At 60.9% G+C, this 21,654-nt stretch carries 23 protein-coding genes and 1 other RNA gene; 13 read left to right on the top strand and 11 right to left on the bottom strand.

What is annotated here, in order from left to right:
- Window positions 1–31: 31 nt before the first annotated feature.
- Window positions 32–1,009: an NADPH:quinone oxidoreductase family protein gene (locus ACA043_RS28270; protein WP_497658294.1), complete on the bottom strand. Its 978-nt coding sequence runs from the start codon at window positions 1,007–1,009 to the stop codon at window positions 32–34.
- Window positions 1,010–1,159: 150 nt separating this feature from the next.
- Here ACA043_RS28270 and ACA043_RS28265 point away from each other — a divergent pair, with 150 nt between their 5' ends.
- Window positions 1,160–1,567: a flagellar basal body-associated protein FliL gene (locus tag ACA043_RS28265; RefSeq protein ID WP_187678208.1), complete on the top strand. Its 408-nt coding sequence runs from the start codon at window positions 1,160–1,162 to the stop codon at window positions 1,565–1,567.
- Between the two features lie 102 nt (window positions 1,568–1,669).
- Here ACA043_RS28265 and ACA043_RS28260 read toward each other — a convergent pair whose 3' ends face one another.
- Window positions 1,670–2,119 (bottom strand): EVE domain-containing protein, encoded by a 450-nt coding sequence (locus tag ACA043_RS28260; RefSeq protein WP_187678207.1) that lies wholly within the window; start codon window positions 2,117–2,119, stop codon window positions 1,670–1,672.
- A 197-nt stretch (window positions 2,120–2,316) separates the two neighbouring features.
- Between ACA043_RS28260 and ACA043_RS28255 the strand changes: the two genes are divergently transcribed.
- Window positions 2,317–2,472, top strand: coding sequence for a hypothetical protein (locus ACA043_RS28255; protein WP_095186895.1), 156 nt, complete (start codon window positions 2,317–2,319; stop codon window positions 2,470–2,472).
- A gap of 35 nt (window positions 2,473–2,507) precedes the next feature.
- On the opposite strand, the gene ACA043_RS28250 is transcribed toward ACA043_RS28255, so the two are convergent.
- The 4 genes from ACA043_RS28250 to ACA043_RS28235 form a co-directional block, all read right to left on the bottom strand.
- Complete coding sequence (locus ACA043_RS28250; protein WP_401264492.1) at window positions 2,508–3,113, bottom strand: 5-formyltetrahydrofolate cyclo-ligase; 606 nt, start codon at window positions 3,111–3,113, stop codon at window positions 2,508–2,510.
- Window positions 3,114–3,194: 81 nt separating this feature from the next.
- Window positions 3,195–3,373, bottom strand: a non-coding RNA gene (gene ssrS / locus ACA043_RS28245) — 6S RNA.
- Between the two features lie 30 nt (window positions 3,374–3,403).
- Window positions 3,404–3,721 carry a cell division protein ZapA gene (locus ACA043_RS28240; RefSeq protein WP_007967943.1) on the bottom strand — a complete coding sequence of 106 codons (318 nt, stop codon included), beginning with the start codon at window positions 3,719–3,721 and terminating at the stop codon, window positions 3,404–3,406.
- On the bottom strand, window positions 3,718–3,927 hold the full coding sequence (locus tag ACA043_RS28235; protein ID WP_016985919.1) for a TIGR02449 family protein: 210 nt from the start codon (window positions 3,925–3,927) through the stop codon (window positions 3,718–3,720). The genes ACA043_RS28240 and ACA043_RS28235 overlap by 4 nt, the downstream gene beginning before the upstream one ends.
- 118 nt (window positions 3,928–4,045) lie before the next feature.
- On the opposite strand from ACA043_RS28235, the gene ACA043_RS28230 reads away from it, so the two are divergent.
- The 9 genes from ACA043_RS28230 to gcvH all read left to right on the top strand — a co-directional run bounded on the left by ACA043_RS28230 (window position 4,046) and on the right by gcvH (window position 13,410).
- Window positions 4,046–4,606: a YecA/YgfB family protein gene (locus ACA043_RS28230; protein ID WP_187678204.1), complete on the top strand. Its 561-nt coding sequence runs from the start codon at window positions 4,046–4,048 to the stop codon at window positions 4,604–4,606.
- Window positions 4,607–4,633: 27 nt separating this feature from the next.
- On the top strand, window positions 4,634–5,968 hold the full coding sequence (gene pepP, locus ACA043_RS28225) for a Xaa-Pro aminopeptidase (protein WP_187678203.1): 1,335 nt from the start codon (window positions 4,634–4,636) through the stop codon (window positions 5,966–5,968).
- On the top strand, window positions 5,965–7,152 hold the full coding sequence (ubiH, locus tag ACA043_RS28220; protein ID WP_497615570.1) for a 2-octaprenyl-6-methoxyphenyl hydroxylase: 1,188 nt from the start codon (window positions 5,965–5,967) through the stop codon (window positions 7,150–7,152). Before pepP ends, ubiH begins: the two co-directional genes overlap by 4 nt.
- A complete protein-coding gene (locus ACA043_RS28215) occupies window positions 7,145–7,630 on the top strand; it encodes a DUF4442 domain-containing protein (RefSeq protein ID WP_187678201.1) in 486 nt (161 codons plus the stop codon). The genes ubiH and ACA043_RS28215 overlap by 8 nt, the downstream gene beginning before the upstream one ends.
- A 9-nt stretch (window positions 7,631–7,639) precedes the next feature.
- Complete coding sequence (locus tag ACA043_RS28210) at window positions 7,640–8,857, top strand: 2-octaprenyl-3-methyl-6-methoxy-1,4-benzoquinol hydroxylase (protein WP_401264623.1); 1,218 nt, start codon at window positions 7,640–7,642, stop codon at window positions 8,855–8,857.
- 110 nt (window positions 8,858–8,967) lie between these two features.
- Window positions 8,968–9,972, top strand: coding sequence for an extracellular solute-binding protein (locus ACA043_RS28205; RefSeq protein ID WP_489880600.1), 1,005 nt, complete (start codon window positions 8,968–8,970; stop codon window positions 9,970–9,972).
- 151 nt (window positions 9,973–10,123) lie between these two features.
- A complete protein-coding gene (locus ACA043_RS28200) occupies window positions 10,124–11,740 on the top strand; it encodes an ABC transporter permease (RefSeq protein WP_489880601.1) in 1,617 nt (538 codons plus the stop codon).
- 155 nt (window positions 11,741–11,895) lie between these two features.
- The gene (gene gcvT / locus ACA043_RS28195; RefSeq protein WP_187678198.1) at window positions 11,896–12,978 is read left to right on the top strand and encodes a glycine cleavage system aminomethyltransferase GcvT; all 1,083 of its coding nucleotides are present in this window, start codon (window positions 11,896–11,898) and stop codon (window positions 12,976–12,978) included.
- A gap of 48 nt (window positions 12,979–13,026) precedes the next feature.
- A complete protein-coding gene (gene gcvH, locus ACA043_RS28190) occupies window positions 13,027–13,410 on the top strand; it encodes a glycine cleavage system protein GcvH (RefSeq protein WP_401264480.1) in 384 nt (127 codons plus the stop codon).
- Between the two features lie 150 nt (window positions 13,411–13,560).
- Here the strand turns inward: gcvH and ACA043_RS28185 are convergent, their stop codons facing one another.
- The gene (locus tag ACA043_RS28185) at window positions 13,561–14,703 is read right to left on the bottom strand and encodes a DegT/DnrJ/EryC1/StrS family aminotransferase (RefSeq protein WP_489880602.1); all 1,143 of its coding nucleotides are present in this window, start codon (window positions 14,701–14,703) and stop codon (window positions 13,561–13,563) included.
- A gap of 158 nt (window positions 14,704–14,861) precedes the next feature.
- Between ACA043_RS28185 and gcvP the strand changes: the two genes are divergently transcribed.
- The gene (gcvP, locus tag ACA043_RS28180) at window positions 14,862–17,735 is read left to right on the top strand and encodes an aminomethyl-transferring glycine dehydrogenase (protein WP_497658293.1); all 2,874 of its coding nucleotides are present in this window, start codon (window positions 14,862–14,864) and stop codon (window positions 17,733–17,735) included.
- Between the two features lie 130 nt (window positions 17,736–17,865).
- Here gcvP and ACA043_RS28175 read toward each other — a convergent pair whose 3' ends face one another.
- The 4 genes from ACA043_RS28175 to ACA043_RS28160 all read right to left on the bottom strand — a co-directional run bounded on the left by ACA043_RS28175 (window position 17,866) and on the right by ACA043_RS28160 (window position 20,912).
- A complete protein-coding gene (locus ACA043_RS28175; protein WP_169843014.1) occupies window positions 17,866–18,186 on the bottom strand; it encodes a DUF2388 domain-containing protein in 321 nt (106 codons plus the stop codon).
- A 65-nt stretch (window positions 18,187–18,251) separates the two neighbouring features.
- Window positions 18,252–18,632 carry an NfeD family protein gene (locus tag ACA043_RS28170; protein ID WP_497658292.1) on the bottom strand — a complete coding sequence of 127 codons (381 nt, stop codon included), beginning with the start codon at window positions 18,630–18,632 and terminating at the stop codon, window positions 18,252–18,254.
- A gap of 65 nt (window positions 18,633–18,697) precedes the next feature.
- The gene (gene tfpB, locus ACA043_RS28165; RefSeq protein WP_401264475.1) at window positions 18,698–20,482 is read right to left on the bottom strand and encodes a type IV pilus assembly ATPase TfpB; all 1,785 of its coding nucleotides are present in this window, start codon (window positions 20,480–20,482) and stop codon (window positions 18,698–18,700) included.
- Window positions 20,483–20,573: 91 nt separating this feature from the next.
- Window positions 20,574–20,912, bottom strand: coding sequence for an ACT-like domain-containing protein (locus tag ACA043_RS28160; protein ID WP_497658291.1), 339 nt, complete (start codon window positions 20,910–20,912; stop codon window positions 20,574–20,576).
- Between the two features lie 126 nt (window positions 20,913–21,038).
- Here ACA043_RS28160 and ACA043_RS28155 point away from each other — a divergent pair, with 126 nt between their 5' ends.
- Window positions 21,039–21,509 carry an Lrp/AsnC family transcriptional regulator gene (locus ACA043_RS28155; RefSeq protein WP_007913818.1) on the top strand — a complete coding sequence of 157 codons (471 nt, stop codon included), beginning with the start codon at window positions 21,039–21,041 and terminating at the stop codon, window positions 21,507–21,509.
- Window positions 21,510–21,654 lie beyond the last annotated feature (145 nt).

Below are 21,654 nucleotides of genomic sequence, written 5' to 3'. Positions count from 1 at the left end.
CGGACAGTTCTGGCTTTTTTAAAAAGAAAACTCAGCGCACCTGCACCACGACCTTGCCCACAGCTTTGCGCTGTCCAAGATCATTGATCGCCTGCGCCGCATTACTCAGCGGGTACACCTGCGACACCAGCGGTTTCAGCTTGCCTTCGGCGAACCAGCCGAACAGCTGCTGGAAGTTTGCCGCGTTGTCCTGCGGCTGACGCTGGGCGAACGAGCCCCAGAACACGCCGACCACCGCTGCGCCCTTGAGCAGGGCGAGGTTGACCGGCAGTTCGGGAATGCGCCCGCTGGCGAAACCGACCACCAGCAGTCGGCCGTTCCAGGCGATGGCACGGACGGCCTGGTCAAACAGGTCGCCACCAACCGGGTCATAGATCACATCGGCGCCCTGGCCATCGGTGAGGCGTTTGATTTCGTCCTTGATGTTGGTTTCGCTGTAGTTGATCAGTTCATCGGCGCCGGCGGCTTTGGCCACGGCGAGTTTTTCCGCGCTGCTGGCGGCGGCGATGACCCGCGCGCCCATGGCTTTGCCGATTTCCACCGCCGCCAGGCCGACGCCGCCGGAAGCACCGAGCACCAGCAGGGTTTCGCCCGGTTGCAGGTTGCCGCGCTGCTTGAGCGCATGCATCGAGGTGCCGTAGGTCATGCTGAAAGCGGCGGCGGTGTTGAAGTCCATCGATGGCGGAATCGGCAGCACGTTGTAGCCGGGCACCGCGACCTGTTCGGCGAAGCTGCCCCAACCGGTCAGGGCCATGACCCGGTCGCCGACTTTCAGATGGCTGACCTTTTCACCCACAGCGCTGACCACACCGGCCGCTTCACCACCCGGAGAAAACGGGAAGGGCGGCTTGAACTGGTATTTGCCCTCGATGATCAGCGTGTCCGGGAAGTTGACCCCGGCGGCGTGCACGTCCAGCAGGATTTCGTTCTTCTTGGCGACAGGACTGGCGACGTCTTCCAGCACCAGCGATTCGGCAGGGCCGAAGGCTTTGCACAGCACGGCTTTCATCAGGGCTATTCCTTTGGGAGTGATGGCCGATAAGTGTAGGTGTGTCAGTCAACGGGTCAACGAGCATGCCCGGCCCTGATAGTCAGCCATAAGCTTGTGCTTGCGCGGCGGGTCGTTATGCTAGGCCGCAAACCGGATAAGGAGCGAATTGTGAAAGCGTGGATCATGTTGTTGCTGGCCCTGTCTCTGCCTGTGGCAGCGCAGGCCGAAGAAGCCAAAGAAGGCGAGGCGCCGAAGGTCAACTACATCACCCTGAGCCCGCCGTTCGTGGGCAATTACGGGTTGGACGGCACGCCGAAACTGAAGGTCTACAAGGCCGACGTGGCGCTGCGCGTGACTGGCGAAGAGGCGACCAAACTGGTCAAGGCCAACGAGCCGCTGATCCGCAATCAGCTGGTGGCGCTGTTCACCCAGCAGAGCACTGAGGCGATGGGCAGCATCGAGGGTAAGGAAAAGCTGCGTCAGGAAGCGCTGAAGCAGACTCAGCAAGTGATGAATGACGAGACCGGCAAACCGGTGGTCGAGGATCTGTTGTTCAACAACCTGATCATTCAGTAATACAAATTCTGAAAGTCAAAAGATCGCAGCCTTCGTCAGCGCCTACATTGGAATGCGTTCCCCTGTAGGCGCTGACGAAGGCTGCGATCTTTTTTGTGGCCGTTACCGCAATCCCAGCACCGCCGCCCACTGCTCCGCCGTCACCGGCATCACCGACAGCCGCGAACCCTTCTGCACCAGCGGCATTTGCGCCAACGCCGTCTGCTGCTTCAGGTAGTCGAGCTTCAAAACCCGCCCAAACGTCTCGACATGCGCCACATCGATCGCACTCCAGGCGTTTTTCTCGGGGGTAGCCTTCGGGTCGAAGTAGTGGCTTTCCGGTTCCAGTGCGGTGGGATCCGGGTACGCCGCTTCGATTATTTTTCCAATCCCGGCAATCCCCGGCTCCGGGCAGCTGGAATGATAGAAAAAGAACTCATCGCCAACCGCCATCGTCCGCAGGAAATTGCGCGCCTGATAGTTGCGAACCCCGTCCCAGCGCGCTTTACCGAGTTTTTCCAAACCTTTGATCGAGAGTTCGTCCGGCTCGGATTTCATCAGCCAATAGGCCATGGTCTTTGCTCCTGAAGCGTTCTTTGGGCAAGTTGTCGGGCAATTTTATGACAAACCGACAGTCGGTTGACGTCAGCGTTTGCGCGCAGGTTCACGTTGTCGCAAAATGCCGGCCTTTAAAGCTTGACGCTGCTGCACGGCCTACGAACGGAAACCGCTGCTGTCATCGTGATGATGTGCCTTGAGGGGGGCAATCGATGAAACGCAAACCGGATTTGCTATGGACTTTGGTTATTTTGTTCGGCTTGGGCGTCGTGACCACCGGTTATGCGCAGAGCCTGTGGTCCAACAAGACCGACGCGCCGATTGAAGTGGCGCAACAGGTTCAACAGTCGACAGCCTTCAAGCGCTGAAACTTCTCTCCCGACGCCGCTGTACCCTGCGGCGTCTATCCCGCGAAATACCACGCCTTGTCAGTGACCGTGCCTTGTAACGGCACATCCCAGCTCGCCTGCGCCAAGCGTTCGACCTTCTGACATTCATGGGCCAGGCCCAATAGCGTCGGCTTGCGCCAGTTCTTGCGCCGCGCCAGATACGCCAGGCTACGATCATAGAAACCGCCGCCCATCCCCAGCCGTCCGCCGACGTCGTCAAATCCCACCAGCGGCAACAACACCAGATCCAGCGTCCAGATCTTGCGCTGGCGAGCCAGATTGGCGCGCGGCTCGAGAATGCGGAAACGGTTGGGTTTGAGTTTTTCGCCTGGATGGATGCGCTGAAAGACCATTTTGGTTCGCGGCCAGGCGCTGAGCACCGGCAGATACGTGGCCTTGCCCCGACGCTGCGCTTCACGCAGCAGCAAGCGCGGATCGATTTCACCGTCGGTAGGCAGGTACAGGGAGATATGTTTGGCCCGACGAAAGTGCGGGTCTTGCGCCAATTGCCGAAACAGCCCTTTGGCGGCCTGACGTTGTTCACCGGGAGTCAGTGAGCGGCGCGCCTTGCGCAGCAGGCGGCGGAGTTGCGGGCGGGGCAGCAGCGAGGGTTCGGTCATGGTTCGGCTTCGGCAGGGTGGGTGCAAAAACGTACGCATAAAAAATCCGATGTCGGCATACACCGACATCGGATTCGAATCAGGCTCCCCGGATGAACCGCTGTCAACTTAGCCCTTGAACCCGAAAGTTCAAGGTGGAAGATGCAGTAGACTTTAAGGCTTTCCGTCTGGCGGACATGCACACCAGCCCAACGTGCAACTTCCAGGGTAGTGCGAATCGGCTCAGGGACATCGTCAACTGGCAAGCACCCCAGGGAGTGCCGCGAGTATACCTCAAGCGGTCTGGCGAATCAGCCCTTGCTGATGTCCGGATCGTCGGCGAGGACCAGATCGACACGATCAAGCAAGTCGCGCACCTGTTCACGGGTCGAGCCGCTGGCCTGGATGTCCGGACGCTCTTCTTTGTGCAAGAGGTCATGGGTAATGTTCAGTGCGGCCATCACGGCGATGCGGTCGGCACCGATGACTTTGCCGCTGCTGCGGATCTCGCGCATCTTGCCGTCCAGGTAGCGCGCGGCACTGACCAGGTTGCTGCGCTCTTCCTGCGGGCAGATGATCGAATATTCTTTGTCGAGGATCTGCACGGTAACGCTATTGCTTGAACTCATGAGTCTTGCTCCAGGGCCTTGAGGCGCGAAATCATCGATTCGACCTTACGCCGGGCGATTTCGTTTTTTTCAATGAGGTGAGCGCGTTCCTCGCGCCAGGTCTTTTCCTGAGCTAGTAAGAGTGCGTTTTGACTCTTTAGTTGCTCGACTCGGCCAATCAGCAGCTCGAGTCTGGCCATCAGCGCTTGCAGGTCGTTGTCTTCCATTGGGTTCACTGTCTGATGGGTTAGCTGGCGGACAGCCTTTAATAGTCTTGGCGAGTCTGTCGATGTAGGATACAAGGCCTTCATTCTAGACATAGCGCCGTCTGGCGCCTAGCTGCCCATGACCATTGCGAATTCCCCGTACCAAGCCTTTGCCACCCTGCTGACCTCCAGCGGCCACAACGTCTCGCCTGCCGAACTGCATGGCCAGTTGCTCGGACGCAGTTGCGCCGGTGCCGGCTTCGATAACGAAGGCTGGCTGATCGACGCCGCCGAACTGCTCGAAGGCGACATCCAGGACAACGTCCGCAACGCCCTGATCGGCCTGCAAGAGATGGTCAAAGGCGAGCTGACCGGCGACGACGTCACTGTCGTCCTGCTGCTGCCAACCGATGACGCGCCTCTTGCTGACCGCGCCGCTGCACTGGGCGAATGGTGCCAGGGCTTCCTCAGCGGGTTCGGCCTGAACTGCCGCGACAGCAGCATGCTCAGCACCGAAGCCACCGAAGTGCTGCAGGATCTGGCAGCAATTTCCCAAGTGCAAGACGCCCTGGAAGAATCCGAAGACGGCGAAACCGACTACATGGAAGTCATGGAGTACCTGCGCGTTGCGCCGTTGCTGCTGTTTTCGGAAACCAAAAAAGCCGACGTGCCGCCAGCCGCCAAGCCGTCGCTGCATTAATCGCGAGCCAGGGAAAGCCATCTGCCCATGACCCATATCCCGAAAGCGGAATACAGCCGTCGCCGCAAGGCCCTGATGGCGCAGATGGAACCCAACAGCATCGCGATCCTGCCTGCCGCCGCAGTTGCTATCCGTAACCGCGACGTCGAGCACGTCTACCGTCAGGACAGCGATTTTCAGTACCTCAGCGGGTTTCCCGAGCCGCAAGCCGTCATCGTTTTGATGCCCGGCCGCGAGCATGGGGAATACGTGCTGTTCTGCCGTGAACGCAATGCCGAACGCGAATTGTGGGACGGCCTGCGCGCAGGGCAGGAAGGCGCGATCCGCGACTTTGGCGCCGACGACGCCTTCCCCATCACTGACATCGACGACATCCTGCCGGGCCTCATCGAAGGGCGCGACCGGGTGTATTCGGCGATGGGCAGCAACCCTGAATTCGATCGGCATTTGATGGACTGGATCAACGTGATCCGCTCCAAAGCGCACCTCGGCGCCCAGCCGCCGAATGAATTCGTTGCCCTGGATCATCTGCTCCACGACATGCGCCTGTATAAATCGGCGGCAGAAGTGAAGGTGATGCGCGAGGCTGCGCGAATCTCGGCCCAGGCCCACATCCGCGCGATGCAGGCCAGTCGTCCCGGGCTCTACGAGTACAGCCTGGAGGCCGAACTCGATTACGAATTCCGCAAGGGCGGGGCGAAAATGCCGGCTTACGGCTCGATCGTCGCGGCCGGGCGCAATAGCTGCATCCTGCATTACCAGCAGAATGACGCGTTGCTCAAGGACGGTGATCTGGTGCTGATCGACGCCGGTTGCGAGATCGACTGCTACGCCAGCGACATCACTCGCACCTGGCCGGTCAACGGCAGGTTTTCGCCCGAGCAGAAAGCGATCTATGAATTGGTATTGGCTTCGCAGGAAGCCGCATTCGCCGAAATCGCCCCGAACAAACACTGGAACCAAGCGCACGAAGCCACGGTGCGAGTGATCACCACCGGGCTGGTGAAACTGGGGCTGTTGCAAGGCGACGTCGACGAGTTGATCGCGACGGAAGCCTATAAAGCCTTTTACATGCACCGCGCCGGCCACTGGCTGGGCATGGATGTACACGACGTCGGCGAGTACAAGGTTGGCGGCGAATGGCGCGTGCTCGAGGTCGGCATGGCGCTGACCGTGGAGCCGGGCATCTACATTGCCCCGGACAATCAGAACGTAGCGAAGAAATGGCGCGGCATTGGCGTGCGCATCGAGGACGACGTGGTAGTGACCAAGACTGGCTGTGAAATCCTGACCAACGGCGTACCGAAAACCGTCGCCGACATCGAAGCACTGATGGCGCAAGCGCGGACACACGCGGCATGAGTCGAGTCAATCTGGCAATCATCGGTGGTGGTCTGGTCGGCGCCAGTCTGGCGTTGGCCTTGCAGGCCGGGGCCAAGGCCCGTGGCTGGAAAATCGTCCTGATCGAACCGTTCGCCCCCGGCAACAGTTGGCAGCCGAGCTACGATGCGCGTTCGTCGGCGCTGTCCTTTGGTTCGCGGCAAATCTATCAGCGGTTGGGCGTTTGGCAGGAAATCTCCCGCCGCGCCGAGCCGATCAAACAGATTCATGTCTCCGACCGTGGTCGCTTCTCCACCGCGCGTTTGTCGGCGATGGAAGAGGGCGTGCCGGCGCTGGGTTACGTGGTGGAAAACGCCTGGCTCGGCCAATGCCTGTGGCAACACATTGATAAAGATGTGATCACTTGGCGCTGTCCGGCAGAAGTCACGCGCATGGAGCCGCTGCCTGACGGTTATCGCCTGACCCTCAACGATGAAACCACCATTGAGTGCGACCTCGCGGTGCTCGCTGATGGCGGCCGTTCGGGGCTGCGCGAGCAGTTAGGCATCAACGTGCGCAAACGTCCGTACAACCAGAGTGCGCTGATCGCCAACATCACCCCGAGCGAAGCGCACAACGGCATGGCCTTCGAGCGCTTCACCGACGACGGGCCGATGGCACTGCTGCCGCTGCCGGAAAACCGCTGCGCATTGGTCTGGACCCGTTTGGGCATGGACGCGCAACGTCTGGCCGACTTGAGTGAGCGCGATTTTCTCAGTGAATTGCAGGGCGTGTTCGGTTACCGCCTCGGCACCCTGAAACAAGTCGGCGCGCGGCATTTGTATCCGCTGTCGCTGGTGGAAGCTGAAGAGCAAGTGCGTTCGCATCTGGCCGTGCTCGGCAACGCTGCGCACAGCCTGCATCCGATTGCCGGGCAGGGTTTCAACCTGTCCCTGCGCGATGCCGATGCTCTGGCCGCCGCGTTGCTGGCCAGCGACAAACCGCCGGGCGACTTCGCCACGTTGCAGGCGTATCGCGAGCGTCAGCGTCTGGATCAAGACCTCACCGTGGGCTTCTCCGATCAGGTCACGCGCCTGTTCGGCAGCACCCAGCCGCTGGTCTCGCTGGGTCGCAACATCGGCCTGCTCGGTCTCGATCTGCTACCGCCGGCCAAGCGCTGGTTCGCCCGTCAGGCCATGGGCCTGGGAACACGCCCGGATGCGTAACTGGCTGATCCGTACGTTCGGCAAGGCGCGGTTGATGCGTTGGATCATGACGTTCTATCCGCCCTACCTCGGCGCCGGTGTGCGTGTGCGACACATCAGTGATGACTTTCGCGATGTACAGGTGTCGATGGGCCTGGGCTTGTACAACCGCAACTACGTTGGCACCCAGTTTGGCGGCAGCCTGTACTCGATGGTCGATCCGTTTTTCATGCTGATGCTGATGGAAAACCTCGGGTCGCGTTACATCGTCTGGGACAAGGCCGCCGACATCGATTTCATCGCGCCGGGCAAAGGCCCGGTGTTCGCCCGATTCAACATCGACGAGACCTTGCTCGACGAGATCCGCCGGCAGACCGCCAATGGCGAGAAATACCTGCCGCAGTTGCAGGTCGATATTCATGACGGCGCCGGCAACCTTGTCGCGCGGGTCGGTAAAACCCTTTACGTGCGGCTCAAGCCGCAAGCGAGACAGGCTTAAAGCATGGAAATGCGCGCAGATCTGCTGATTGTCGGAGCCGGAATGGTCGGCAGCGCCCTGGCGCTGGCGTTGCAGGACAGCGGGCTGGAAGTCCTGCTGCTCGACGGCAGCCCTTTGAGCGTCAAACCGTTCGATGCTCAAGCGCCATTTGAGCCGCGTGTCAGTGCGCTGTCGGCGGCCAGCCAACGCATTCTCGAACGCCTCGGCGTGTGGGACGGCATCGCCCAGCGACGCAGCAGTCCGTACACCGACATGCACGTCTGGGACGGCAGCGGCACCGGGCAGATTCACTTTTCGGCGAGCAGTGTGCATGCCGAGGTACTCGGCCATATCGTCGAAAACCGCGTGGTGCAGGATGCCTTACTCGATCGTTTGCACGATTGTGATCTCGGCATGCTGGCCAACGCGCGGCTGGAGCAGATGCGCCGCTCCGGTGACGACTGGCTGCTGACACTGGCCGATGGTCGCAAATTGCGCGCGCCGCTGGTAATCGCGGCGGATGGCGCCAACTCGGCAGTGCGTCGCCTGACCGGCGTCGCCACCCGCGAGTGGGATTATCTGCATCACGCCATCGTCACCAGCGTGCGCAGCAGCAAGCCGCATCAGATGACTGCGTGGCAGCGCTTTACCGATCACGGGCCGCTGGCGTTTCTGCCGCTGGAACGCGACGGGCAGCAGGATTGGTGCTCGATCGTCTGGTCGACCACGCCGAGCGAAGCCGAGCGTTTGATGGCGCTGGATGAGGCGCACTTCTGCCGTGAGCTGGAGCGTGCCTTTGAGGGTCGCCTCGGCGAAGTCATCAGTGCTGATCCGCGACTGTGCGTGCCGCTGCGTCAGCGTCACGCCAAGCGTTATGTGGCCGAAGGGCTGGCGCTGATCGGCGATGCGGCGCACACCATTCACCCGTTGGCGGGGCAGGGGGTGAACCTTGGATTCCTCGATGCGGCGGTGCTGGCGGAAGTGCTGCTGCAAGCGGCCGAGCGTGGCGAGCGACTGGCGGATGTGAAGGTGCTGAGCCGTTACGAGCGTCGGCGCATGCCGCACAACTTGGCGCTGATGGCGGCGATGGAAGGCTTCGAGCGCTTGTTCCAGGCTGATCCGCTGCCGGTGCGCTGGTTGCGTAATGCCGGGTTGAAGCTGGTGGAGCAAATGCCTGAGGCCAAGGCGTTGTTTGTGCGCGAAGCCCTCGGGTTGACCGGCGACCTTCCGGCGCTCGCTAAACCCTGAGGTCTGCATTTGTGCAACATCTGGTAACTCCTTGAGGAAGTGTTCGATTGAGAAGCTAAATGTGAGTCCTTATCATTTGACCCACATTTCCCGACCGAGAGACCACTCCCATGTTGGCACCCAAGCGTCTTCTGACCGCACTGGCCCTGACCCTGATTGGCAGCACCGCCGCCCAGGCCGCCGATGAGGTAGTGGTTTACTCCTCGCGTATCGATGAACTGATCAAACCGGTGTTCGATGCCTACACTGCCAAGACCGGGGTGAAGATCAAGTTCATCACCGACAAGGAAGCGCCGCTGATGCAGCGCATCAAGGCCGAAGGCGAAAACGCCACCGCTGACCTGCTGCTGACCGTCGACGCCGGCAACCTCTGGCAGGCCGAGCAAATGGGCATTCTTCAGCCGTTCACCTCGAAAACCATCGACACCAACATTCCCGCGCAATACCGCTCGTCCACTCACGCCTGGACCGGTCTGAGCCTGCGCGCGCGTACCATCGCTTACTCCACCGAGCGCGTGAAGCCGGGCGAGTTGACCACCTACGAAGCGCTGGCCGACAAGAACTGGGAAGGGCGCCTGTGTCTGCGCACGGCGAAGAAGGTCTACAACCAGTCGCTGACCGCGACCATGATCGAAGTCCACGGCGCCGAGAAGACGGAAAAAATCCTCAAGGGCTGGGTCAACAACCTGTCCACCGATGTGTTCTCCGACGACGTCGCGGTGCTGGAAGCGATCAACGCCGGGCAGTGCGATGTCGGCATCGTCAACACTTACTACTACGGCCGCCTGCACAAGCAGAAGCCGGAGCTGCCGGTGAAACTGTTCTGGCCGAACCAGGCGGATCGCGGCGTGCACGTCAATCTATCGGGCATTGGCCTGACCAAACATGCACCGCACCCTGAAGCGGCCAAGGCTTTGGTCGAGTGGATGACCACGCCCGAAGCGCAGAAAATCTTCGCTGACGTGAACCAGGAGTTCCCGGCCAACCCGAAGGTTGCGCCTTCTGAAGAAGTGGCGGCGTGGGGCAAGTTCATTGCCGACACCTTGCCGGTGGAAGTGGCGGGCAAGCGTCAGGCCGAGGCGATCCGGATGATGGATCGGGCGGGTTGGAACTGAGGCTTTTCGTATAATTTGATCGTTCCCACGCTCCGCGTGGGAATGCATCCCTCGACGCTCCGCGTCGATTTGCTGAAACCGTGACGAGCAGCGTCACAGGATGTGTGCCCACGCAGAGCGTGGGCACAATCATTTGAACGAGATAGTTTCCTTGGCCCACCCCGCCCAACGCCGCTGGTACCCCATCGTCTTCGCCATCGCCGCGTTGGTGCTGTTGCCCCTGAGCGTTCTGCTGCTCTCATGGCAAACCATCGATCAACAGATCTGGTCGCACCTGTGGGAAACCCAGATGCCGCGCCTGTTGGGCAACACCCTGACGCTGGTACTCGGCGTCGGCATCGGTGTGACGCTGCTCGGTGTCAGCCTCGCCTGGCTCACCAGCCTCTGCGAATTTCCCGGCCGACGCTGGCTCGACTGGGCACTGATGCTGCCGTTCGCCATTCCTGCCTACGTGCTGGCGTTTGTCTTCGTCGGCCTGCTGGACTTCGCCGGCCCGGTGCAAACCCTGCTGCGCGAATGGTTCGGCACTGGGCTGCGCCTGCCACGCGTGCGCTCCACCGGCGGTGTGATCGTGGTGCTGGTGCTGGTTTTCTATCCCTACGTCTACCTGCTGGCGCGCACTGCGTTCCTTGCTCAAGGCAAAGGCCTGATGGAAGCCGCGCGGGTGCTTGGCCAGTCGCCGTGGCAAGCGTTCTGGCGTGTGGCGTTGCCGATGGCGCGTCCGGCCATTGGTGCGGGTGTGGCGCTGGCGCTGATGGAAACCCTCGCGGATTTCGGTGCGGTCTCGGTGTTCAACTTCGACACGTTCACCACCGCGATCTACAAAACCTGGTACGGCTTTTTCAGCCTGTCGAGCGCGGCGCAACTGGCCAGCCTGTTGCTGCTGGTGGTGATGCTGGTGCTCTACGGCGAACGTCGCGCGCGCGGGGCCAATCGGGCTAGCAACGAGCGGCCGCGAGTCAAGGCGTTGTATCACCTGCGCGGGTTAAAGGCGTTCGCGGCAATGAGCTGGTGCGGATTGGTATTCGCCTGCGCCTTCGTCATTCCGCTGCTGCAACTGATCGTGTGGTTCTGGCAGCGCGGTCGCTTTGATCTGGACGAGCGCTACGCCGGGTTGATCCTGCATACCTTGTATCTGGGCGGGATGGCTGCGCTGATCACCGTCAGCGTCGCGTTATTGCTGGCCTTCGCCCGACGGCTGGCGCCGACCCGGGCGATCCGCTCAGGCGTCAGTGTGGCCAACCTTGGCTACGCCTTGCCGGGGTCGGTTCTGGCGGTATCGATCATGCTCGCGTTCAGTTATCTGGATCGCGAACTGGTGATCCCGCTTTCCGGCTGGCTCGGTGGTGCCGGCAAACCGCTGCTGCTCGGCAGTCTGGCGGCGTTGCTGATGGCGTATCTGGTGCGTTTTGTTGCCGTTGCTTATGGCCCGCTGGAAAACAGTCTGGCGCGTATACGGCCGTCTTTGCCCGAAGCGGCACGTAGCCTGGGTGTCAGTGGGCCGCGACTGTTTTTCAAAGTGTATCTGCCGCTGTTGCTACCCGGCACCTTGAGTGCGGCGTTGCTGGTGTTCGTCGATGTGCTCAAGGAAATGCCTGCGACCCTGCTGATGCGCCCGTTTGGCTGGGACACGCTGGCGGTGCGCATCTTTGAAATGACCAGCGAAGGCGAGTGGGCGAGGGCTTCGCTGCCGGCATTGACGCTTGTCTTGGTCGGACTATTGCCGGTCATTGGCCTGATCCGCCGCTCGGCGCATCGAAACACTTAGTCGTCAGTCCTGAATCATGCGGCTACAATGCGCGGCATTCGGTGCGGTTCGTCTGACAGATCTGTTCGCTGGGATTGGCTGAAAGCCCTCTATTTCAAGGCTTTCACCCGTGCAGCGGCTGTCCGCACCCTCGCCACGCCCGGAAGGAGAAACCCATGGGACAGCGTACGCCTCTGTATGACCTGCATCTCGCCCTTGGCGCGAAGATGGTCGATTTTGGCGGTTGGGACATGCCACTGCATTACGGCTCGCAGGTCGAGGAGCACCACGAAGTGCGCCGCGATTGCGGGGTGTTCGATGTTTCCCATATGACCGTTATCGACGTCACCGGTGCCCAGGCCAAAGCCTGGCTCCAGCATTTGCTGGCCAATGACGTCGAACGCCTGCACCGCCCCGGCCGTGCCTTGTACAGCACCATGCTCAACGAGCGTGGCGGCATCGTCGACGACATGATCGTCTACCGCCTCGACGACGGTTATCGCCTGGTGGTCAACGCCTCCACCCGCGATCAGGACCTGGCGTGGATGCAGGCGCAGCTCGGCGGTTTCGACGTGCAATTGCACGAGCGCTCGGAGCTGGCGATGCTGGCCATTCAAGGGCCGCAGGCCCGGCACAAGATTGCCGAACTGGTGACCCAGTCCCGCGCCGCGCTGATCCAGCACCTCAAGCCTTTCGAAGCCCACGCCGACGGCGACTGGTTCATTGCCCGCACCGGCTACACCGGTGAAGATGGTCTGGAAATCGCCCTGCCGGCCGATCAGGCGCCGGCGTTCTTCAACGATCTGGTCGGTGCAGGCATTTCCCCGATTGGTCTCGGCGCTCGGGACACCCTGCGGGTGGAAGCCGGGATGAACCTCTACGGTCAGGACATTCATCAGGATGTTTCGCCGCTGGCTTCGAACATGGCCTGGAGCATTGCCTGGGAGCCAGTCTCGCGTCAGTTCATCGGCCGCGCCGCGCTAGAGGCGGAAAAAGCCGCCGGCGTTGCGCACAAACTGGTCGGTCTGGTGCTGGAAGAGCGGGGTGTTTTGCGCGCTCATCAAGTGGTTCGCATCGCCGATGTTGGCGAAGGGGAGATCACCAGTGGTAGTTTCTCTCCTACGCTAAGCAAATCGATTGCTCTGGCGCGTGTTCCGATGGCAACCGCCGACCGCGCCGAAGTGGAAATCCGTGGCAAGTGGTATCCGGTACGAGTGGTCAAACCGACCTTCGTTCGCCATGGCAAAACTTTGATCTAACCTTTCCCGGCGGGCACGACCGCTGACAATTTCTCGAGGACACCGAAGATGAGCGATATCCCTGCCGAACTGCGTTTTGCCGAAAGTCACGAATGGGTACGTCTGGAAGCCGACGGCACCGTCACGGTGGGCATCAGCGATCACGCGCAGGAAGCGCTGGGTGATGTGGTGTTCGTCGAGCTGACCGAAGTGGGCAAAGTGTTTGCTGCTGAAGATCAGGCCGGTGTGGTCGAGTCGGTGAAAGCCGCTTCCGATATCTACTCGCCAATCGCCGGTGAAGTCATTGCAGTCAACGAAGAGCTGAGCGGCTCACCGGAACTGCTCAACTCCGACCCTTACGGCGCGTGGATCTTCAAGCTCAAGCCAAGCAACACCGCTGATCTGGAAAAACTGCTCGACGCCGCCGCCTACAAGGCTGCCATCGGCGAGTAAGCCTGTGGCGAGGGGATTTATCCCCGATGGGGGCGAAGCCGCCCCCAAGTGCTGCATCGGATTATCAGGCAGACCCAGTGCGGTGGATTACGACGGCTGCGCCGCCGATCGGGGATAAATCCCCTCGCCACAGTTGCGTGTGCCTGCCTGTCAGGCGTGGTGCAGTACGGCTTTTACGGCGGCCACCGAGCGCTCGACATCGTCTCTGCTCATGGCCGTGAACATCGGCAGCGACACAATCAGCCGTCCAACCCGTTCCGCCACCGGTAACATACCTTCCTTGAAACCGCGTTCGCGGTACAGGCTCAACAAATGAATCGGCGGGTAGTGATAGCCGATCCCGATTCCCCGCGCCTGCATCTGCTCCATGAACGTCGCCCGCGCCGGCAGGCCATCCTTGCGCTCCGGCAAGAGCAACTGAAACAGGTGCCAGTTGCTGTTCTCGAAATCCGCCGGCGGCAGTTGTGCGCCATAGGTGCTTTCGAAGTCCTCGCCGAAACATTTGAAATAGTGCCGGGCCAGTTCACGCCGATGGGCGGTCAACGCATCGATATGGGCAAATTGGCCAAGGCCGATGGTGGCTGCGATATCGGTCATGTTGAACTTGCCACCCAGCACATCAACGTCCAGACCGTCGAAGCCATTGCGGGTGACACCCTGCAAGCGGTATTTCTCCGCCAGCCTTGCTTCCTCGGGCGTGTTCAGCACCAAGCAACCGCCCTCGGCGCAGGTCACGTTCTTGTTCGCCTGAAAGCTGAACGACACGAAGTCTCCAGTGGCGCCGATGCGCTGGCCATTCCAGCCCGAACCCAAGGCCTGCGCCGCGTCTTCGACAATGCGCAGATTGTGTTTGCGGGCGATGGCGTACAGGCGATCCATGTCCACCGGCAAACCGGCCAGATACACCGGAATAATCGCTTTGGTGCGCGGTGTGATGGCTGCTTCCAGTTGGTTCAGATCGATGTTGCGGGTCACCGGGTCGATATCGGCAAACACCGGTGTGGCTCCGACCTCAAGAATCACGTTGGCGGTGGCCACCCAGGAAATCGGCGTGGTGATCACCTCGTCGCCCGTGCCGATGCCGGCGATGCGCAAGGCGATTTCCATGGTGCAGGTGCCGGAGTTGAAGGTGCGAACCGGACGCCCGCCGAAATATTCCGACAACTGCGCCTCAAAGGCCTGAACCTTGGGGCCGCTGGTGATCCAGCCGGAGCGCAGCACCTCGCCCACGGCGGCAATCGTGGCTTCATCAATGACCGGTTTGGAAAATGGCAGAAAGGGCAATTGGCTCATCGTGCATTGATCGTCCGCTGGTTGGGTGCCTGGGGCCGGCGCGCCACAGCATGGCCCGAAACCGCCGCTCGCGCCAAGCCGTGCGCACCGATATCGGCTGCTATGCTGGTTTGACCGTGCTGCATTGACGCCGAGCGCCAGCCAAGAGAGAGCCCGTCATGTCCCAGTTGCCGTCCCTGAGCCAGTTACGTGATCCCGAAGCCTTCCTGCGCCGTCATCTCGGCCCCGATGCCGCCGAGCAACAGGCGATGCTCGACAGCCTCGGCCTCGGCAGCCGGGCCGAGCTGATCGAACAGACGGTGCCACCGGGCATCCGCCTCAATCGCGCACTGGATCTGCCGCCAGCGTTGGATGAGCAAGCCGCGCTGGCGAAACTGCGCGGGTATGCCGAGCAGAATCAGGTCTGGACCAGCCTGATCGGCATGGGCTATCACGGCACCCTCACGCCGACCGTCATCCTGCGCAACGTGCTGGAAAACCCCGGTTGGTACACCGCGTACACGCCCTACCAACCGGAAATCGCCCAAGGCCGCCTCGAAGCGCTGCTGAATTTCCAGCAACTGACCATCGACCTCACCGGCCTTGAACTGGCCAATGCCTCGCTGCTCGATGAAGCCACCGCCGCCGCCGAAGCCATGGCGCTGGCCAAGCGCGTTGCCAAGTCGAAGAGCAATCTGTTTTTCGTCGATGAGAACTGCCATCCCCAGACCATTTCCGTGGTGCAGACCCGCGCCGAAGGCTTCGGTTTCGAAGTGATCGTCGACGCTGTCGATAACTTGAGGCAGCACCAGGTGTTCGGTGCGCTGCTGCAATATCCTGACAGCCATGGTGAGATCCGGGATTTGCGGCCATTGATTGATCATTTGCATGCGCAGCAAGCGCTGGCCTGTGTTGCCACCGATCTACTGAGTTTGCTGTTGCTCACACCACCGGGCGAACTGGGCGCCGATGTGGTGTTCGGTTCATCCCAACGCTTTGGCGTGCCGATGGGCTACGGCGGGCCGCACGCAGCGTTTTTCGCCAGTCGCGAGGAATACAAACGGGCAATCCCCGGGCGGATCATCGGTGTGTCGAAAGACGCTCGGGGCAACGTGGCGCTGCGCATGGCCCTGCAGACTCGCGAGCAACATATTCGCCGCGAAAAAGCCAATTCGAACATCTGCACGGCGCAGGTTTTACTGGCCAACATCGCCAGTTTCTATGCGGTCTATCACGGGCCGGAAGGCTTGAAACGCATCGCCCAGCGCGTGCATCGGCTGACCTGCATTCTGGCTGCCGGTCTTGAGCGCCACGGCATCAAACGGGTCAACGAGCAGTTTTTCGACACGCTGACGCTGGAGGTTGGCGGCGCGCAAACTGCGATCATCGAAAGCGCGCAAGCCGCGCAGATCAACCTGAGAATTCTGGGCCGTGGTCGAGTCGGCCTGAGCCTCGATGAAACGTGCGATGAGCACACCGTGGCGAAGCTGTTTGATGTGTTGCTCGGTGCTGATCATGGGCTGATCGTCGACGATCTTGACGCTGAGGCACTGGTTTGCGGCATTCCCGAAAACCTCCAGCACAAGACGCCTTATCTGCGCCATCCGGTGTTCAACGCCCATCACAGCGAAACCGAGATGCTGCGGTATCTCAAGCAGCTGGAGAACAAGGATCTGGCGCTTAATCAGTCGATGATCCCGCTGGGCTCCTGCACCATGAAACTCAATGCCACCAGCGAGATGATCCCGATCACCTGGCCGCAGTTCGCCCATCTGCATCCGTTTGCGCCGCGAGAGCAGGCAGTCGGCTACACGTTGATGATCGAAGAACTGGAGCGTTGGCTGTGCGCGATCACCGGGTTCGATGCGATCTGCATGCAGCCAAACTCCGGCGCACAGGGTGAGTACGCAGGGTTGCTGGCGATCCGCAAATATCACGAGAGCCGCCAGCAGGGTACGCGGGACATCTGCCTGATTCCGTCCTCGGCCCACGGCACCAACCCGGCCTCGGCGCAGATGGCGGGGATGCGTGTGGTGATCGTCGAGTGCGATGAAGCGGGCAATGTCGATCTGGAGGATTTGAAGGCGAAGGCCGCCGAAGCCGGGGTCCGGTTGTCGTGCCTGATGGCGACCTATCCATCGACCCACGGCGTGTACGAGGAGGGCATCAGCGAAATCTGCGAGGTAGTCCACAAGCACGGCGGTCAGGTTTACATGGACGGCGCGAACCTCAACGCACAAGTCGGGCTGGCGCGCCCGGCCGATATTGGCGCCGATGTGTCGCACATGAATTTGCACAAGACTTTCTGCATTCCCCATGGCGGCGGTGGGCCAGGGATGGGGCCGATCGGGGTTGGCGCGCATCTCGCTCCGTTCGTCGCCAATCATCCGGTGGTGCCGATTGACGGGCCACTGGCGCAGAACGGCGCGGTCAGCGCGGCGCCGTGGGGCAGCGCAAGTATTCTGCCGATCAGCTGGATGTACATCGCCATGATGGGCCCGCAACTGGCGGACGCCAGTGAAGTGGCGATTCTGGCGGCGAACTATCTGGCGCAGCATTTATCTGGAGCGTTCCCGGTGCTTTACACCGGGCGCAACGGGCGGGTGGCCCATGAATGCATCCTCGATCTGCGGCCGTTGAAGGCACAGACCGGCATCAGCGAAGAGGACGTCGCCAAGCGTTTGATGGATTACGGTTTCCATGCGCCAACCATGTCATTCCCGGTGCCGGGGACATTGATGGTCGAACCGACCGAGAGTGAATCGAAGGCTGAACTGGACCGGTTCATCGGCGCCATGTTGAGCATTCGTGCAGAAATCACCGAAGTTCAGAACGGCAACTGGCCGGCGGAAGACAACCCGCTCAAACGTGCGCCGCACACGTTGGCGGATGTCACCGGAGTCTGGGAGCGGCCCTACAGCATCGAGCAAGGCATCACACCGGATGCGCATACCAAGGCCCACAAGTATTGGCCGGCGGTGAACCGGGTGGATAACGTTTACGGGGATCGCAATCTGTTTTGCGCCTGTGTCCCCGTGGACGATTACCGCTGAAGATCAAAAGATCGCAGCCTTCGGCAGCTCTTACAGGGACGGGTGTAGGAGCTGCCGAAGGCTGCGATTTTTTGATTTCGTCCCAAAAAAAATGCCGCTCATATGAGCGGCATTTTTGTGGGCGAAAGGCTTACTCGGAAGCCACGGCGTTCTTCGCCAGAATCGCATTCGCCAGTTCCATGTCCGTCGCTTGCAGGCCCGGGTTGTCGGCGCGGACTTTCTGCATCGCTGCTTCCAGATACGGCCCACGAATGCCGCCATCGCTGGCAACGAAGCTGCCGGCATCATCCTGCGCAGCGACGATCAGCTTGTGATCCTTGAAGGTCAGGTAAGTCGAGCCAGTGGTGGCGCCGGACGAAATGACGTTACGCCAAAAGCTGTCGGCCATCGCTGAACCAACGGGAAGGGACAGCAAGGCCAGAGTGGCGACAGCAAGTTTGAGACGCATGATTTAGGTGACTCCTGGGGGTTAACTACGGCGTTGGATCGTCATTTACCGATCCGGTTCCATGCACACTAATCGGCACGTTCCACCAGGAATATCACGCCTTGTTGTCCCGTTACGCGAACGCGCTCGCCGACCGGTGTGTCAGGCCCACGGGCAATCCAGACGCCATCTGCAACTTTGATTTTGCCGCGGCCGTCGACGATCGCCTCGCTGACCACAAACACTTTGCCGATCAGCTCCTGGCCCCGCAGATTCAGATTCGGTTGATCGCTGCGGCGCACGGCAGTGCGTTGGCGTCGCCACCAATACAGCGCGGTCAGGATCGAAAACAGCGCAAACAGCACCAGCTGGATTTCCCACGGCAGCGTCGGCAGGACAAACGTCGTGACGCCGACTGCGGCGGCGGCCATGCCGATCCACAGCAGGTAACCGCCAGCAGCACACGGCATCGATCTGTACCGTGGCGTGTGTAACGGCGTGGCCCGGGGTTAAGAACCGCTTGATGGCAATTTGGCTATTTCTGCTCGCTTTGCGGCGTCACCCGCAACACCTCCTCAATCGTCGTCAGCCCGGCCGCAACTTTCTGTGCACCCGAAAGACGCAAGCTGCGCATACCCTCCTTGAACGCCTGGCGACGGATCGCCGTGAGGTCGGTGTCGGGGGTGATGAAGGCCTTGAGGCTGTCACTCAGTTGCATGATTTCGTAGACCCCGGCGCGGCCGCGATAACCGGTGTCGCGGCACTCCACGCAGCCGATCGCGCGTTGTGCATTGTTCGGCAACGGCGCCTGCCAAGGACGGGTCAGGGTTTGCCAGTCTTCTTCGTCCAGGGTCAGCGGTGCCTTGCAGTGCGGGCACAAGGTGCGCACCAGTCGTTGCGCCATCACCCCGAGAACGGTGGCTTTGATCAGATAGTGCGGCACGCCGAGTTCCAGCAAGCGGCTGATCGCGGAGGGGGCGTCGTTGGTGTGCAAGGTCGATAGCACCAAGTGACCGGTCAGCGCCGCCTGAATCGCCATTTCGGCGGTTTCGAGGTCGCGAATCTCGCCGATCATGATGATGTCCGGGTCCTGCCGCATCAGTGCGCGGACTCCGGCGGCGAAGCTCAGGTCGATGTTGTGCTGGACCTGCATCTGGTTGAAGGCTGGTTCGACCATCTCGATCGGATCTTCGATGGTGCAGAGGTTGACCTCCGGCGTCGCCAGTTTTTTCAGCGTGGTGTAGAGCGTGGTGGTCTTGCCCGAACCGGTGGGGCCGGTAACCAGAATGATGCCGTTGGGCTGGCGGGTCATGTCTTGCCAGCGGCGCAGGTCGTCAGTTGAAAACCCGAGCTGATCGAAGTCCTTGAGCAGCACTTCGGGGTCGAAGATCCGCATGACCATTTTTTCGCCGAACGCGGTGGGCAGGGTCGACAGGCGCAACTCGACTTCGCCACCGTCCGGGGTCTTGGTCTTGACCCGGCCGTCCTGGGGTTTGCGCTTCTCGGCGACGTTCATCCGGCCGAGGCTTTTCAGGCGGCTGACAATCGCCATGGTCACCTGCGGCGGGAATTGGTAGACGTTGTGCAATACGCCGTCGATGCGAAAACGCACGGTGCCTTGCTCGCGGCGCGGCTCGATATGGATATCGCTGGCGCGCTGCTGAAAGGCGTACTGGAACAGCCAATCGACGATGTTGACGATGTGCGCATCGTTGGCATCCGGCTCCTGATCACTGGCGCCGAGGTTGAGCAGTTGTTCGAAGTTGCCCAGATTGCCGCTCTGCTGATCGGCGTTGCTGGCGCCGCTGACCGATTTGGCCAAGCGGAAAAACTCGACACTGAAACGCTGTATGTCCGCCGGGTTGGCCACCACCCGCTTGACCGGCAGCTTCAGAACGTGAGTCAGGTCGGCTTCCCAGCCATTCACGTAGGGCTGGGCGCTGGCCACGGTCACCGAGTCGCGGTCGACGGCGACGGCGAGAATCTTGTGGCGTTGGGCGAAGGCATAGGACATCAGCGGCGTGATGGCGGCGACGTTGATCTTCAGCGGGTCGATGCGCAAATACGGCTGCCCGGCCTGTTGCGCCAGCCACAGGGTCAGACTTTCCAGATCGAGGTGTTTGCCCGGTCGGCTGAGGTCGTCCAGTTGTTGGCCGGCGATGAACTCCAGCGGATGCTTCTGGCCATGTGCGGCGTGGCGACGACGGGCATTCAGCGCCTGTTCCGCCGAGTCCTGGCTGATAAAGCCTTGGGCGACCAGTTCACGCAATACATCGTTGAGTTCCAGCCAGCGGTCCTGAGTGGCGAGTTGAACGGACATGCGGGCTTCCTTTTGAGCGACATTGCGCAAAGGATAGTCGTGGCCCCGCAGACCGTTGGGCCACTACCCGACGAAGCCGTTGCCGGATTTTTCAGCCGGCCGCTTGCGCCGGCGCATCCCACACCGTGTCGGCGTTTTGCAGATTCACCGAGCAGACGCTGATCAGGTTACGAAGTTTTTCCGCAATCACTTGTGCGCGATGCCAGCTCAAACCGCTCATCACCAGGTCGATCGACAGCATGTCATCCAGCCGCTGCACGTTGACCTGCTCGGGCGTGAGGAATTGCAGCGCGAATAAATTCAGCACCCGCACCAGCACATCCGGCTCGGCCTCGGCAAGGATCTGATACTGCGCCAGGCAGTGGGCGTTGCTGACGTTCCAGACGTCGGCGCGGGTCGGACTGGTGTTGACGGCTTCGAGGTGGGGCATGGCAGGTCTCCAAAATCACAGGAGGAATTTTTACATTCGGTGCCGGGTATTTCTTATCTATGATGGGCGTTATTGGCGATTGATCGAATTGATCAATTCGTAAGATGGTTAATTAGAGGTTTTCCTATGCATAGCGAGCTGGACAGCTACGACCGCAAGATTCTCGCCCTGCTGCAAGAGGACGCTTCTCTTTCGAGTGCGCAGATCGCCGAGCAGGTGGGACTTTCGCAATCGCCGTGCTGGCGGCGGATTCAGCGGATGAAAGAAGAGGGGATCATTCGCGGGCAGGTGACGTTGCTGGATCGCAAGAAAATCGGCCTGAATACGCAGATTTTTGCCGAGATCAAACTCAATGCGCACGGGCGTTCGAACTTCACCGAATTCACCGAGGCGATTCGTGGGTTTCCGGAAGTGCTGGAGTGTTATGTGCTGATGGGCGCGGTGGATTTTCTGTTGCGCATCGTCGCGGCGGACATCGAGGCGTATGAGCGGTTCTTCTTCGAGAAGCTGTCGCTGGTGCCGGGGATACAGGAAGTGAATTCGATTGTGGCGTTGTCGGAGATCAAGTCCACCACCAGTTTGCCGGTACTGCGCTGAAAGCCTTTGTGGTGAGGGGATTTACTGTGGTGAGGGGATTTATCCCCGATGGACTGCGGAGCAGTCCCAGCTTTCTAATAAAAGCGGGCCGCTTCGCGACCCATCGGGGCGGTGCGACGTTTCGCTAAATCCCCTCACCACAAAG

Source organism: Pseudomonas sp. LBUM1648 (assembly GCF_059716145.1).
The sequence above is the reverse complement of the archived record's forward strand: the minus strand, read 5'-3'. Positions and strand labels throughout refer to the sequence as shown.